The following is a 14464-nucleotide window of genomic DNA, read 5'->3' on the forward strand; positions in this document are numbered from 1 at the left end:
TTGCGGAGCCAATTTTACGTGCGGTCAATTATCCACACAAAGCCTTTCGTTCAGGAAGTTGATGATTAGTTGATTTGTTTCTTCGGGTGCTTCCATGAAAAACAGATGCCCGGTTTGTTCAATGATGGCAACGCGTGACCCGGCAATTTGCTCATTAAGAAGCCGCGCATTCTCGTAAGGAACGACCCGGTCTCCGCTGCCAGCGATAATCAGCGTTTCGGCGGAAATCGTCTGGACGCGGTCTTCGGCGTTGAACGATGCCCCGGCGAACAGCTGGCGCTGGTAGGCTTCCTTCGGCTGCGGGTTTTTCTTTTGCTCAGCGATGATAAAATCGAGAATGTCCTGGTTCTGCTCGACTGTTTCCAAGTTCAATGCGGTGGAAACCGCGTAGCGAGCACGCTCCGGGTCACTGCCCTTGCTTGCGCCCTGCAGCATGATTTCGAGCGTCTCCTTCGGGATCGGAATGCTGTTTGTCCCTCCGAATGAGGTGCTGCACAAGATGAGCTTGTCGACCATTTCCGGATGGCAAATCGCTAATTCCTGAGCGATGAAGCCGCCCATCGAGACTCCGAGGATATGTGCTTTTTCTATATTCAAGGCCTTTAGAAGTGCGGCCGTATCTTCCGCAAATAATTGAATAGAGTACTCCATATCAGGTTTGTCGGTGTAGCCGACGCCTCTGTTGTCAAAAATGACAACCTGGAACTGTTTCGATAGCTCCTCGACTTGGCGGGCCCACATCCAGCTTGCGTAGCCAAGCCCTTCCAGCAACACAAGAGGCGGGCCTTCTCCATGCAATTCATAGTAAAATTCAATTCCATTCGCATTTACTTTTGTCACAAAACGGATCTCCCTTCTCTTGAAGATGCTAGAAAAATAGAAACGTAGAGTGCAATCTTGTTTCAACGCTCAGTGCCTATGAGGACACTACAGGCGCGTTTTGCTGTCCGGAAGGGTGTCGGATTTCCGTACACTGCCGGAAACTGCTACATTTTGCTTCCTATTTGAAGAAGGGACTCCTAAATGCCAGGGGGAGCGGCATTTAGGAATCCACTTTTTCCAGAATATTATTCGAATTCCATGTACTCGGTTTCAAGTTTAAAGATGAAGCTGCCGTTTGCATCCTGGTCAACCTTGCTAAGCGCCATCTTCGTTACACCTTCACGCTTGCCGTCTTTATAGCTGATTTCAGGAGCAAGGCCATCAGTAAAGGTCATGCCGTTCATTGCTTCAACATAGCCTTCCCATGACAGGTTGTCGCCAGCGGCTTTCAGTCCTGCCACAAATGTTTCAGCTGCAACCCAGCCAGCCATTGTGTACGCGTTAATAACCTTTTGATTTGGGAAGTACTTAGCCATTGCATCCATCAATGGCTTCAGTTTTGCTTCATCTGCTTCAACCCAGCCCATTACATACAGGTTCTTGATGACATTTGGAGCGCCTGGTGCAGCAAGTGCAAGGAATGATGCATCAGCGTTTGAATAAGTTGTGATCATTGGAACATTGAAGTTTACTTTTTCGAATTCCTTCAGGATCCCGGTTGTTGCGCCAGCGAGAGCATAGACGATGACGACATCAGGGTTAAGAGCTTTTGCTTTTTGGACAGGTACAGTAAAGTCTGTGTCGGCAGCGCTGACCGCCAATTTGCCTTCATTCTTCAGTATGTCTTCCTTGCCAAGTGCTTTCAGGCCATCTTGGAACCCTTCAAGGCCGTCGCGGCCAGTATCATCGTTTTGGTAAATAACAACTACGTTCTTAGCATTAAATTTTTCAACCGCATATTTCGCTTTCAGCTTGCCTTCGTAAAAATAGTTCGGCTGGACCGGGAAGAAGTTTTCGCCGGATTTTGTCAGCTGCTTCGCACCAGAACCGAAGTATACAGCCGGAATGCCTTCGTCTTTTACAATGCTTTCAGTCGCCATAACGCCTGGTGTTCCAAGCTGGCCAACGATTGCGAATACTTCATCATCATAGACAAGCTCTTCCATTGCCTGAACGGCTTTGTCTGGCTTGAATTCGTCGTCTTTCTTGAGCAGTTCGATTTTGCGGCCGTTGACTCCGCCTTCGTCATTTACTTTTTTCAAATACGCTTCCATGCCCTCGAAGTACGGAGTACCGATGAAAGCCAATGTACCGGATTGAACGCCGATGGTGCCGATTTTCACTGTGTCGTCAGTCACGCCCTGTGCCAATTCCACTTTCTCTTTCTCTTTCTCTTTTTCCTTTTCCTTGCCGCTGCTGGTGGACGTGGTGCCGCCTGAGCATGCTGCGAGTGAAAACAGGAGGATAAAAACCAAAGCGACTAACGAACCTCTTTGCCAAAATTTTCTCATGACGTTGATCTCCCTTTTTATGGTTTTTGTATTTGCATCCAGGCTGGTGTGGCCTGGGGAATGCCGTTTGTAAGTGTACGAGATTGCTGGGGATGGTGCGGTTTTAGATTTGGACTTGTTGCGAAATTGGTCCGACGGACTATTGGTGATGTTTTGAAGCTCAGACCTTTGTGAAACATGAGCAGAATTGGTTTGGTCTCGCCACCATGTAAAATGTCTCTAAACTCGGTTTGAAGCGCCGGACTCTGCACAGTGTGTCCAAGACGGGTTATTGGCGACATTTCAGAGCTCAAACTATCGCGAAACGGTGCCAAGACGGTCTATTGGCATCGTTTTGAACCTAGAAACTCGGTGAAATGTGCCCAAGACGATGTATTGGAAACATTTCGAACCTCGAAAACTACTGAAACGTGTCCAATAACCTGATAAGAGTCAGGAACCCGGGAAATGAGAACAGTCCCTGTTTACCAACAACCCGTGAACGGTTTCTAGTGCCCGCCCAGATACGCTTGTTTGATTTCCGGGTCGTTTTTGATGTCGGCGGCTGGCCCGTGGTGGGTGACTTTGCCGGTTTCGAGAATGTAGGCGTAGTGGCTGATGCCGAGCGCCTGATTGGCGTTTTGTTCTACGAGGAAGACGGTTGTGCCTTCTGCGTTTATATCTTTGATAATCGTAAAAATGTCTTTTACAATCAGCGGCGCGAGCCCGAGTGATGGTTCATCCAAAAGCAGCAGCTTCGGTTTCGCCATCAATGCCCTTCCGATAGCGAGCATTTGCTGCTCCCCGCCAGATAAGGTTCCGGCGAACTGCTTCTCCCGTTCTTTCAGTCTTGGAAAATACGTATATACTTTTTCAAGTGAGTCGGCGGCAGCCTTTTTGTCCTTCTGGGTGTAGGCGCCGATTTGCAGGTTTTCTTTTACCGAAAGCTCGGGGAATACTTGCCTTCCTTCCGGTGACTGGACTATGCCGTGCTTGACCACCTTGTCAGGAGATTGCCCGGTCAAGTCTGTCCCTTTAAAAGTGACGTTTCCATTTTGCGGTTTCACAAGCCCGGAAATCACTTTCAGAATTGATGTTTTCCCGGCACCATTCGCACCTAGGAGGGTGACAATATTGCCTTCTTTTATTTCAAGAGATACATTTTTAAGGGCATGAATGTAACCGTAGTAAGCGTCAATATTTTCAAGCTTAAGCATGTACCTCATCCTCCTTACCAAGATACGCTTCCTGCACGGCCTGGTCGTTCTGGATTTCCTTTGGTGTGCCCTCGGCCAGCTTTTTGCCGAAGTTAATGGCGCAAATGCGCTCGCACACCTCCATGACGAGATTCATATCGTGTTCGACGAGCAAAATCGTGATGCCGAATTCGTCGCGGATTTTTTTAATCAAATTGGTCAGTACCTGGGTTTCGCTATGGTTCATCCCGGCTGCCGGCTCATCGAGGATGATCATCTTCGGGTCGGACATGAGCGCGCGCCCGAGTTCAATCAGCTTCATGACACCGTACGGCTGGGCCGCACCCGGCTGATGCTCGATGCCGCGAATACCGAGGAAATCCATGATTCCAAGTGCTTTTTCGCGAATTCGCTTTTCTTCCCGTCGTACGTTTGGAAGAAGGAAGCCTTGTGCCAGGAATCCGCCCTTCGTTTGGTGGTGCTGGCCGATGATCAGATTTTCAAGGACGGTCAGGTTCTTGAACAGTTCAACGTTTTGGAACGTCCGGACGAGGCCAATATCAATCATTTGATGGACCTTGTAATTGAGTAAATTCGTGCTGCCCTGGAAGGTCATTTTTCCAGTATCAGGCCGGTAAAAGCCGCTGATGCAGTTGAACACGGTAGTTTTTCCAGCACCGTTCGGACCAATCAAGCCGTAAATCTGGTTCTGTCCGACAGTGAAACTTAAGTTGTCAACCGCCTTCAGGCCTCCGAAGGAAATCGACAGCCCCTCTATTTGTAAAATTGGTTCCATCGTTATCCCTCCAGTCCTTTCGCCTGTTTTGGCTGCTTTGACTTGTTACTAAATGTGGCTTTCAGCTGCGTACCAATTCTGGCGATTCCATGCGGCAGGAACATGATGACAAGAATCATCGCAGCCCCTGTGAAAATGCTGGCAACGTTTTTAATGTCCTGCAGCGCTTCAATGTCCTTGATGAATTCGGGAATGAAGACGATAAATGCGGCACCAAGGATACTGCCCGGAATGGAGGCAAGGCCGCCAATGACCACCATCGCAAGCAGGTTCAAGCTGAGGTCTATTCCCCATTGGTTCGGTTCTGTGAAGCGGATCAGGTGGACATATAAGCTGCCGCCGATTCCCGCGTAAAAAGCGCTAAGCGCAAACGCAATCAATTTATATTTGAAAAGAGAGATGCCCATCGCCTGGGCGGCACTTTCACTGTCGCGCATCGCAATCAGTGCCCGGCCTGTTTTTGACGATAAAAGGTTGTGGGCAAACAGGATCAGCAGCACCAGGATGATGATCACGAACACGAAGTAATGCTCGCGGTCGCGGAGTGCGAAGCCGAAAACTTCAGGGAAGCTTGCCCGCATACCCGAAAATCCGTTCGTGAATGGAATCCATTCCTTGAATACCTGCTGGATGGCGACACCGAATCCAAGAGTCGCAATCGCCAGGTAATGGCCTTCAAGCCGGAGTGCAGCGAGGCCAAGGATCAGGCCGATTGCGGTTGGAATCAGCCCGGAGAGCAGCAGGCTCAACAAAAACGGCAGCTCAAAGTTTGCTGTGATATACGCCGATATATAGGCGCCAAGACCCATGAATGCGGCATGCCCGAGTGAGATTTGCCCGGCATAGCCAAGCAGGATGTTGAAGCCGATCGCCACAATCGAATAGATGACAATCAGGTTCATCATTGTCATTGTTGACCGCTCGAACTCCATAATCAGCGGCAAGCTAGCGACAACCAGCCCGCCGAGTATATAAAGGAATGGTTTGTTTTTTAACAAGCCCTTCATGCCTTACACCTTCTTCCGATGAACTTTGCCGAACAAGCCAGTAGGTTTGACGATCAGGATAATAATGAGCAATGCGTATACAATGACGGTTTTCCATTGCAGCGAGATATAGTAGCCTACGAGGTTGTCAAACACCCCGATGATAAAGCCTCCGACAACCGGACCGACGAACGATCCGAACCCGCCAAGCACCGCCGCGATAAACGACTTCAAGTGAACCTCGCCCATCATCGTTGTCGATACGTTTGTGGTTGGTGCGATTAAAATTCCCGCAATTGCGCCGAGGACGGTCGCGATGATCCACGATAACGAGTAGACTTTTGAAACCGGGACTCCCATCAGTTTCGCAGTCGTTTCATTCTGGGCAGTGGCCCGGATGGCGATGCCCATCAATGTATTTTTCATAAGGTAAAATAAAATGGCCATGATGATGAGCGTGATGGAAATAATGAAAATCGCGTTTGGCTGGATGATAACGTCAGCAACGTTGATATTGTCCATTGTTAACGCTTTCCTAAATGGGTGCATGTCGATGCCGAAAATCGCCGACGCTCCCCCATTGAACACCATAATCAGACCGAGCGTGATGATCATCTTGCTGACAAGCGTCGCCTTTGCGGCCGGGCGAATGAACACTCTCTCGACGAGGAAGCCGAGCACGACTGCGAACAAAATCGCGCCGATAAACGCCGCCGGATAGGACATCGTTTCCTGAAAAAGCGTAAATGCCATGAAGGCACTGAACATCGCCATCTCCCCCTGCGCGAAGTTGATGACATCCGACGTCCTGTAAATTAAAACAAGGCCAAGGGCAGCCAGGGCATACAAACTGCCAGTTTCCAAGCCTGCTATCACGTTTTGTAAAAACTCAACCATATATAGCCCTCCTTTTCTTGCATAATTGAATTCTGCTTTTCTATTTCTACACTCCTATACTTTGCAACTATCGTGCCAAGTTTTAGTGAAGCGCATTTAAAATCTCAAAATAACGTTTGAAAGCTTGATAGCTCGCTGTTTTTTTAAAATGAAAAATGGCTTGGAACTGGTCCAAGCCATTTTTAGTGATAAAGTTTTTGAAAACGCTTACGATTTAGGTGTCCGGAAATCCGACAGTTGTTTGGAATTGCGACATCGGGGATCAATAGCGCTGAATTATTTCAAATCCCGCTGAATTAATCTCAAAGTCGCTGAATTATTTTTCCGAGTAAGCCGAATAACCACGTGTCGGGAGGCAAATCACGTTACCGGCACATCCAATTGATATTTTTCGATTTTGTCATAAAGGCTGGATCGGCTGATGTTGAGGATTTCGGCAACTTTTACTTTGTTATAGTTTAATTCTTCGAGGCAGTTCTTGATAATTTCCTTCTCGGTTTCTTCTAAAATACCCTCTAATCCAGTTCCGAGTTTGTGCTGCTTTTTGCATTTGGTGATGCTGTATGGCAGATGGACAGACTGAATCAAGTTTGTATCGGTCAGGTTGATGGCGCGCTCGAGCACGTTCTCAAGCTCCCTTACGTTGCCTGGCCAATGATAGTTCAGCAAATGTTCCATTGCATGCTTGGAAATGGCCGTTACATATACACCGAGTTGGCTGGAAAGCTTTTTCAGAAGCATGTTTGCCAATGCTTCCGTATCGTTTTCGCGTTCTCGGAGCGGCGGGATTTCAATTGACATGACATTCAGCCGGTAAAATAAATCTTCGCGGAATGTCCCTTCCTCGACCATTTTTTCAAGGTTCTTGTTGGTTGCGGCAATAACGCGGACATCGACGGGAATCGTTTTGGTACCGCCAACCCTCTCGATCTCTTTTTCCTGAAGAACGCGGAGCAGCTTTGCCTGCATGCTGAGCGGCATGTCGCCAATTTCGTCGAGAAAAATGCTGCCGTTATGTGCAAGTTCGAATTTTCCAGGCTTGCCGCCTTTTTTGGCTCCGGTAAACGCACCGTCACTGTACCCGAACAGCTCGGACTCCAGCAGTTCACCCGGGATTGCAGCACAGTTCACTTTTACGAAACGCTGGCGAGCCCGGTTCGACGAATGGTGGATCGCATGCGCAAACAGCTCCTTGCCTGTCCCGCTTTCGCCTAACAACAGCACATTTGATTTTGTTTGCGAAGCGCGCCTTCCCATGTAAATGGCCAGCACCATTTTTTCGCTCGTGCCAATGATGTTCTCCCAGCTGTATTTGGCGCCCTGGATTTTCTCGAGCTGCTGTTCGGCGTAATTGAGCGCTGTCTCGAGCAGCTTGTTCTTTTCAATAATATCCTTGAACTCCTTGACGTCCTGGAACAAGAGCATCCCGAAGCCATAGGCAACCTCATGATTCTCGTCAAGGACCGGGATGCGGTGGACGATTGCTGTTTTGCCGCTTTTGAAGCGGTGCTTCCAGGCAATCTCGGGCCTTTTTGTTGTAAAAACGTACGGGAACCTCGAAAATTCATCAACCTCCAGTACTGGTTTGCCGATGATTTCTTCCTTTGGAAACCCAAGATAGTCGGCGAAAATCTGGTTGATCATTTTCACCTTCGTGTCTTTTCCTATTAAAATAACCGGTACTGAAATTGGGTCGAAAATTTTTTCAACAGTATTCAGGAATGCCTGTGATCCCAGAAGTTCCATTTCTAAAGAGGTCACAACACTTGAGCCTACCTGCCCCATTCATTCCCCTCCTTTTCTGTTTCTTCCTCTCTTTTATTTTATAAAAATATTCATTGATATTTCCATATAATATTGGATAATTTTGGACAAAAGCAGATAAGTGTGAATAAATACGGTAAATGTTTATGATAATAATAAAGTTCATTAAGTTTAGGAGTGGTAGTATGTACAGAACAGTCAGTGATTTTCTCGGAGAATGGTCGAACGCTTCAGGTGGAACGTTACAGGTCCTCGAGTCTTTGACAGATGAAAAATTAAATCAGGCAATCGTTGAAGGACACAGCACACTAGGCTGGCTGGGCTGGCACTTGGCGACGAGCGTGCCGTTTTTTGCCGGACAAGCCGGATTGAAGGTAGCGATGCCTGGTGACCCAGGTTCCGTTCCCTCAAAGGCAAACGAGATTGCCGATGCCTATAAAAAAGCTTCTGAAGAATTGGTGCGTGAAGTGGAGACCAATTTGACTGATGAAAGCATGGTTGAAACTGTTGAAGCCCTTGGGCAGAAGATGCCAAGAGGTGCAGTTTTGAGGCTGTTCATTGACCACCAGACACACCACCGCGGCCAAATGACGGTGCTTCTCCGCCAGGCTGGATTGAATGTACCGGGAGTTATGGGCCCTACTCGGGAAGATCAACAGAAATAAAAGTGTATGCCCAAAGCACCACGGGTTTAGTTTTGTAGTACAAACATCGAATAAACCATGCTATTCACTGCTTGCAAGTAAATTAGCATAGAAAAATGGTTGGAGATTGCTCCAGCCATTTTTCCTTTCTACGGTCCAGGAATAAACCCTGCCCACTCATTGTTTAAAATAAATCCAGATAGTAATATACCAATTATAATTAACCCTACTATACATTTTTTTGTTAAACTAGCAGAGCCCATTGACCAGTACACCCAATAAACCAATCCAACATATTTCCCAATAATGAATAGACAAATTACTAGCATCGCCAAAATCGGTATTCCCATAAGAATTAACCCTATCCATAAAATTACAAAGTAATCAATAGATATAAATGATTCTAATACGGTATTCTCAGATGCAATTGACTCATAGTACCCTGTACCAATTACGACATAAATAGAAACAATACCAATCCCTATTAATATCTTTTTCCACTTCTCCACCTTCACCGCTCCCCTAGGTATCTATGTATTTCTGGGCATTTTTTCTTTACTACAGGGATCCTTCCACAGTTATATAAGCTCACCCTAAAATTTTAACATAAATATCCAGAAACCCATTTTTTTATTTTTACTGACTATAACTTCATGGGTGCTAATTTACTCATACAAAAAAAAAGCAGCCCAATTCGGTTGTGAATTGGACTGCTTCTTTGTTTTTGTACTCAAAAATCTGTATATGCTTTTGTGGTTATTCTTCGTCGCTTTTGTACTCAAGGATGTCCCCCGGCTGGCAATCAAGTGCTTTGCAGATTGCTTCAAGGGTGGAAAAGCGAATTGCTTTGGCCTTGCCGTTTTTTAAAATGGATAGGTTCGCCATGGTGATTCCGACCTTCTCCGAAAGTTCGGTTACGCTCATTTTCCTTTTGGCCAACATGACATCAATATTTATAATAATCGCCATTGTTTTCACCTCAGACCGTTAAATCATTTTCGGATTTTATATCAATCGCTTCTTTTAAAAGCCTTTGGAGGACTGCAGCGAACACAGCTATTACCATCCCCGCGAACACTGGGGCCGCTCCGACGAAGACCAGGCCAGGTGCATCATCCAGCTCCGCCACCATAAATACAAACGGCAGAATGACAGCATATACACCGCTAAAAAAGATGCCCGAGAATTTAATCCTCTTCAGGGCCTTCACGGACAAATCGGAGAAAGCCTCGTTCCTATCAATAAAGCCCAACAGTTTAAACGCCTGGTACAATGCAGCGAAAAATGGAATCGCCGAGACGTACAGGCCGATGACAATCGGATACAGGATATGGGCATAATCCGGATTTGCCGGGTTCTTTGCCAGCCAGAACAGGCCGAATGTACCCAATGCCAGAACTGGAGTTCCAATTAGAAAAACAGCCATTCTTAAAAATAACGTAGATCCTCGTTTCATAAAAAGCACCTCTCTGTTTTATCGTTAGATTGATAATAGCATGTTATTTATTGATTATCAATAAATATTTATCAATTTTCATATTATATTTATCGAATTTCTTTGCTGTAACAGAGTTGTAACTCGGTATTGCTAGTCTAAGGAAGGATGCAGGCAGATAAGTGGCGAATATAGGGATGCAGAGATAGAGGAATTCCGACATTGCGATGCAAATCGTTTTTAGGCGGTGTGCTCAAGACAATTTGGGGTGGGCAAATTGTCCACGACAACCATGTTAGTGGACGTTTCGGCCGGTTCAGAACTGCGAATTGTCCACAAAACCCATGTTGGTGGATGTTTTGGCTGGTCCAGAACTGCGAATTGTCCACGAAACCCATGGTGGTGGAGTTTTGGCTGGTTCAGAACTGCGAATTGTCCACGAAACCCATGGTGGTGGATGTTCTGACTTGTCTGAACTTCAACATTTTCTCAAAAGACCTGTTTCAGGACATTTTTAGGATTACTAGTGTCAGATTGTCCTTTAAGAACAGGTTCGAGGACATTGTGATTCTGAGACGACGGTTGTAAAATGTGCCAACTTGGTATAAGTGCTATGCGAAGGCAAACTGGTGTCGGATTTCTGGACAGTGTCAGTGTTTTCCTACACAGCTGGCGGAGGCCAATTTTTCCAAAAGCGGGGGTTGGCTTTGAATTTTCAAGTTGGCAAGGTTCTTGCATAGTAAAAGGTTGATTAATTATTTAGGAGGTTTGCAGGATGAGATTGAAGGACAAGGTTGCGGTTGTGACTGGCGGAGGCCGAGGAATTGGCGAGGCGACGGCTGTGAGGTTTGCGGCTGAGGGCGCGAAGGTGGTTGTGGCAGATGTTACTTCTGAGGATATCGACCGGACTGTGGCAATGATTGTGGAAGCTGGCGGCACGGCCGTTGGGATGGTTGTCGATGTGACAAACGGCGAGCAGGTTGAAAAAATGGTCAAGGACACTGTGGAGCAATTTGGAAGCGTTGACATTGTAGTGAACAACGCGGGGATTACGGCTGATGCGACGCTGATGAAGATGGAAGAAGCCCAGTGGGAGCGCGTGATCGATGTGAATTTGAAGGGTGTATTCATGGTTGGCCAGGCGGCCGCGAGGGTGATGAAGGAGCAGCAGCGCGGGGTTATTTTGAATGCGTCTTCGGTTGTCGGCTTGTACGGCAACTTTGGGCAGACGAATTATGCGGCAACGAAATGGGGCGTCATCGGGATGACGAAGACGTGGGCGAAGGAGCTTGGCCGGTACGGCATCCGTGTCAATGCAGTGGCCCCTGGATTCATTAATACGCCTATGGTGGCGAAAATGCCGGAGAAGGTTATTGAGATGATGAAAGGCAAATCGGTGCTCGGGATTTTGGGTGAACCTTCGGATATCGCGAATGCGTATTTGTTCCTGGCGAGCGACGAGGCGCGGTATGTGACCGGGACTGTGCTGAGTGTCGATGGCGGGGTTGTGCTGTAATTCACAAGGGGTCTGACCCCTACCCTGAGGGGGTATCCGGATTCGGGGGCGAATTTAGGCGGGTTGGCCCCCTATTACATAGGAGGTGCTTGGGATGCCGGTTATGACGATTCATGGAAATGATTTGTTTTACGAGGTGTTTGGGCCGGAGGATGCAAAGGAAACGGTGATGTTTTTAAACGGGGTAATGACGACGACAAGCTCGTGGGCGCTGTATTATCCGCTGTTTGAAAAATTGGGGTACCGGGTTGTTTTGCACGATTTCAAAGGGCAGATGAAGTCGGCGAAGCCTCCGGGACCGTATTCGTTCCGGGGGCACGCCGACGATGCGGTTGCTTTGCTGGATGAGCTTGGTGTCAACGGTCCGGTGCATTTAATTGGAACGTCGTATGGAGGAGAGGTTGCGGTTCGGTTTGCAATTGATTATCCGGAACGGGCGGCTTCACTAGTAGTGATTGATTCGACGAGTGAGCTGGATGAGACGACGAAGCTGTTTGTTGAGGGCTGGAAGCAGCTCGCGCTCACGTCCAAGGGTGAGGCGTTCTTTTGGGGCGCTGCTCCTTCGCTTTATTACAATGCGTTTATTGTGCAGAACAAGGAATTTTTGGCGGAGCGGGCCCGGATGATGAATGAGATTGATGACGAATATTTTGCCGGCCAGGTCACGCTGTATGAAACGTTCCTCCGCGATGCGGATTTTACGGATGAGCTTGGGAAGGTTGCGTGCCCAGCGCTGGTTGTGGTCGGTGAGAACGATATTTTGAAACCGCGGTGGTCTTCGGACATTTTGGCTAAGGGAATCGCCGGGGCCGAATATATGGTGATTCCGGAGTGCGGCCATGTGGCGATTTTCGAGAAGCCTGAGGTATTGAAGTCGGCAATGGTTGGGTTTGTGGTGAAGAATAGCGAGCTTGGGAGAGCATAGATGAAGTAAGGAGCAATTTCCGGTGTCGGGGATTGCTTCTTTTTTTCGTGGAATTTTCTGAAAACTAGTTGACCTCCATTCTCGTTTTGTGTAAAATTACACCAAAAGGGCATTTTAGGAGGTTGGTTGAATGAAAAAGGCATTCCCTGTTCTTCCGCTAGTTGTATCTACTATAGGTTTTCTTTTGTTTATCGTTATGAGTGGGATTATCGGAGGTCATTCATTCGAAGACTCACAGAACCCTTCCTTTCTGCATAAAATTATCTATGCGCTTACTCATTCGGTTTATCCTTTTGTGGCGATTGGCTTTTGCTGTGGGCCGTTGCAGCTCTTGTAGTGGTGATCAGGAAAAGGAGTTTAAGATATTAAAGCAGGCAGAAAAAAGTCAAATCTGGAACGAGGTAATTGCAATGAAACTAAAATTATTTACTTTCCTTATCTGTTCATATTTACTTTCTTTTTCAATAAACTTAATTCCATCAGTGAAACATCCAGACTCATCTATGAATATATTCAATTTACTTGCTACAGCTTTGTTCTTGTTCGCTTTGCTAGTATTTATTAAAGAGGGATTGGATAGTGGTAAAGCTATTAAAGGAGTAAAGGTATTTTTACTAGCGGGATTTATATCCTGCTTAGTTGTTTATGTTATTAAAATGTTTGAGGGGTCAATGATGGATTCAGCTATTTTGGATATAATCGTGTCTATTCAGTATCCACTTTATTTGCTGTTTACAACACCGTTGTTTGGAGTGAACTACTTATTTGATATGGGGTATGAGACTTTCACGTTGTGGATGTCGGTTGTATATGCTCTTGCTTACATAGCAAACGGTGACAGTTCTACTTTGCCAGAAACGCGCTCCTGAGCTGTGAAGGAGCGCGTTTTTATGAAAAATATAAACTCAAGCGGCTGTTGCTAACGAGAACTGTCTCCACTTTGCCTCTTTTGTTCGTTGAGGCGTTTGATTTCGAGCATGAGTGCCTTCATTTCGTTCTTGGCGTCCGGGTAGAGTGCGTTCCAGTGCTGGGCGAGTGCCGGCATCGTTTTGGCGATGTGTGTGTACAGTGCATACATTTTCACTTTTTCGGTTGTTTCTTCGTCGGATTGGCCAACGAGTAGCTCGGCGTATTTTTCAAGTAAGGCTTCGAGCTGCTTCACAAATGTTGTCTGTTCCATTGGCGCATTTCCCCTCCATTTCCAGCCGCCTGCACGGGCATGTTTTGCAGCGTGTGTCTCTGTCCCCCGTTAAATAGGAGAAGCAGCACGTTTTGCGGACGCGGACGAGTTCGTCCAGGTCGTCCAGATACGTTTTTTCAGAATAGAATTTGGTGATTGGGTTTCGGCGGTATTTCCCGAAGACCGCCCCTTCCGCTTTGTTAAAAATAAAATCAAAATCATCGTTGGCCTGGGTTTGGCCTTCGAGTTCCGATTCATACAGCCACATGACGTAGATGGCGACATTTTCCCATAGGATAAGTTTTGAGACGCCGGTGACCTTTCCGAGCAGATCGATGAGCGGGAATAGGTGCCCGGCAAATAGTTCGGTGAGTACTTGCTTGAACCATTCATTGCGGTGTCCCCCATCCCACTTCTCCGCTTCCATGTTCGAAAAATAAAACTTCGGAAGCCATGTTCCCTTCCCGGTTGGCGGCTCAAAGTAGATGTTTTCGGGCTGGAGGTCGAGCTTTTTGTTCCACTTGGTAACGCTGTACAGCGACAGCACAGCGATGAACGCATATCGCTTCATGAACACCGAAGCAGCGACCTTCGGTGAGTCGGTTTGGATCACCGGCATGATTGACTCGATGAATGCCTTGAGTGTATCGGAATCGAGCAGCGCTGATACCTGAATCATCCCCTTTTTCGGGATATCAGTAAAGCGGTATGCCTTCAGTGTTGTTTTCTCTGCGATGGTAAGTGGATTCCTCTTAGTTTTCAGCTTCATTGGAGATACACCGTCCTTTGCGGGATGCGGATTGTTTATCTTAG

Annotated in this window: 17 protein-coding genes; 5 read left to right on the plus strand and 12 right to left on the minus strand. The window is 47.1% G+C overall.

The annotated features are described in order from the left end of the window. Positions 1-24 precede the first annotated feature (24 nt). The 7 genes from A8F94_RS10185 to A8F94_RS10215 form a co-directional block, all read right to left on the minus strand. Positions 25-840 carry an alpha/beta fold hydrolase gene (locus A8F94_RS10185; protein ID WP_066199280.1) on the minus strand — a complete coding sequence of 272 codons (816 nt, stop codon included), beginning with the start codon at positions 838-840 and terminating at the stop codon, positions 25-27. A gap of 227 nt (positions 841-1067) precedes the next feature. Beyond that, the gene (locus A8F94_RS10190; RefSeq protein WP_066199283.1) at positions 1068-2333 is read right to left on the minus strand and encodes an ABC transporter substrate-binding protein; all 1266 of its coding nucleotides are present in this window, start codon (positions 2331-2333) and stop codon (positions 1068-1070) included. Positions 2334-2821: 488 nt separating this feature from the next. Continuing rightward, positions 2822-3529, minus strand: a complete 708-nt coding sequence (locus tag A8F94_RS10195; protein WP_066199286.1) for an ABC transporter ATP-binding protein — start codon at positions 3527-3529, stop codon at positions 2822-2824. After that, a complete protein-coding gene (locus A8F94_RS10200; RefSeq protein WP_066199288.1) occupies positions 3522-4304 on the minus strand; it encodes an ABC transporter ATP-binding protein in 783 nt (260 codons plus the stop codon). Before A8F94_RS10200 ends, A8F94_RS10195 begins: the two co-directional genes overlap by 8 nt. Before the next feature lie 2 nt (positions 4305-4306). Next, positions 4307-5311 (minus strand): branched-chain amino acid ABC transporter permease, encoded by a 1005-nt coding sequence (locus tag A8F94_RS10205; RefSeq protein ID WP_066199291.1) that lies wholly within the window; start codon positions 5309-5311, stop codon positions 4307-4309. Positions 5312-5314: 3 nt separating this feature from the next. Next, the gene (locus A8F94_RS10210) at positions 5315-6187 is read right to left on the minus strand and encodes a branched-chain amino acid ABC transporter permease (RefSeq protein WP_066199293.1); all 873 of its coding nucleotides are present in this window, start codon (positions 6185-6187) and stop codon (positions 5315-5317) included. Positions 6188-6547: 360 nt separating this feature from the next. Next, the gene (locus tag A8F94_RS10215) at positions 6548-7972 is read right to left on the minus strand and encodes a sigma-54 interaction domain-containing protein (RefSeq protein WP_066199295.1); all 1425 of its coding nucleotides are present in this window, start codon (positions 7970-7972) and stop codon (positions 6548-6550) included. Positions 7973-8136: 164 nt separating this feature from the next. On the opposite strand from A8F94_RS10215, the gene A8F94_RS10220 reads away from it, so the two are divergent. Next, a complete protein-coding gene (locus A8F94_RS10220; protein ID WP_066199297.1) occupies positions 8137-8616 on the plus strand; it encodes a DinB family protein in 480 nt (159 codons plus the stop codon). Positions 8617-8744: 128 nt separating this feature from the next. Here A8F94_RS10220 and A8F94_RS10225 read toward each other — a convergent pair whose 3' ends face one another. The 3 genes from A8F94_RS10225 to A8F94_RS10235 form a co-directional block, all read right to left on the minus strand. Then, positions 8745-9104 (minus strand): hypothetical protein, encoded by a 360-nt coding sequence (locus A8F94_RS10225; protein ID WP_066199300.1) that lies wholly within the window; start codon positions 9102-9104, stop codon positions 8745-8747. A gap of 247 nt (positions 9105-9351) precedes the next feature. Beyond that, positions 9352-9564 (minus strand): helix-turn-helix domain-containing protein, encoded by a 213-nt coding sequence (locus A8F94_RS10230; RefSeq protein ID WP_066199303.1) that lies wholly within the window; start codon positions 9562-9564, stop codon positions 9352-9354. Positions 9565-9574: 10 nt separating this feature from the next. Beyond that, positions 9575-10051: a DUF2975 domain-containing protein gene (locus tag A8F94_RS10235; RefSeq protein ID WP_066199305.1), complete on the minus strand. Its 477-nt coding sequence runs from the start codon at positions 10049-10051 to the stop codon at positions 9575-9577. Positions 10052-10805: 754 nt separating this feature from the next. Here A8F94_RS10235 and fabG point away from each other — a divergent pair. The 4 genes from fabG to A8F94_RS10255 all read left to right on the plus strand — a co-directional run bounded on the left by fabG (position 10806) and on the right by A8F94_RS10255 (position 13340). After that, positions 10806-11546: a 3-oxoacyl-ACP reductase FabG gene (fabG, locus tag A8F94_RS10240; RefSeq protein WP_066199308.1), complete on the plus strand. Its 741-nt coding sequence runs from the start codon at positions 10806-10808 to the stop codon at positions 11544-11546. Positions 11547-11640: 94 nt separating this feature from the next. Continuing rightward, on the plus strand, positions 11641-12471 hold the full coding sequence (locus A8F94_RS10245; RefSeq protein WP_066199311.1) for an alpha/beta fold hydrolase: 831 nt from the start codon (positions 11641-11643) through the stop codon (positions 12469-12471). Between the two features lie 130 nt (positions 12472-12601). Continuing rightward, positions 12602-12808: a hypothetical protein gene (locus A8F94_RS10250; RefSeq protein ID WP_066199314.1), complete on the plus strand. Its 207-nt coding sequence runs from the start codon at positions 12602-12604 to the stop codon at positions 12806-12808. Positions 12809-12881: 73 nt separating this feature from the next. Continuing rightward, positions 12882-13340 (plus strand): hypothetical protein, encoded by a 459-nt coding sequence (locus A8F94_RS10255; protein ID WP_066199317.1) that lies wholly within the window; start codon positions 12882-12884, stop codon positions 13338-13340. 50 nt (positions 13341-13390) lie between these two features. Here the strand turns inward: A8F94_RS10255 and A8F94_RS10260 are convergent, their stop codons facing one another. Together A8F94_RS10260 and A8F94_RS10265 are read right to left on the minus strand one after the other, a co-directional pair. After that, positions 13391-13651, minus strand: a complete 261-nt coding sequence (locus tag A8F94_RS10260; protein WP_066199320.1) for a DUF2573 family protein — start codon at positions 13649-13651, stop codon at positions 13391-13393. Then, on the minus strand, positions 13608-14420 hold the full coding sequence (locus tag A8F94_RS10265) for an IucA/IucC family C-terminal-domain containing protein (RefSeq protein ID WP_066199323.1): 813 nt from the start codon (positions 14418-14420) through the stop codon (positions 13608-13610). The genes A8F94_RS10260 and A8F94_RS10265 overlap by 44 nt, the downstream gene beginning before the upstream one ends. Positions 14421-14464: the final 44 nt, after the last annotated feature.

The sequence above is a fragment of the Bacillus sp. FJAT-27225 genome, assembly GCF_001685025.1.
Classification (GTDB): Bacteria; Bacillota; Bacilli; order Bacillales; family Cytobacillaceae; genus Bacillus_D.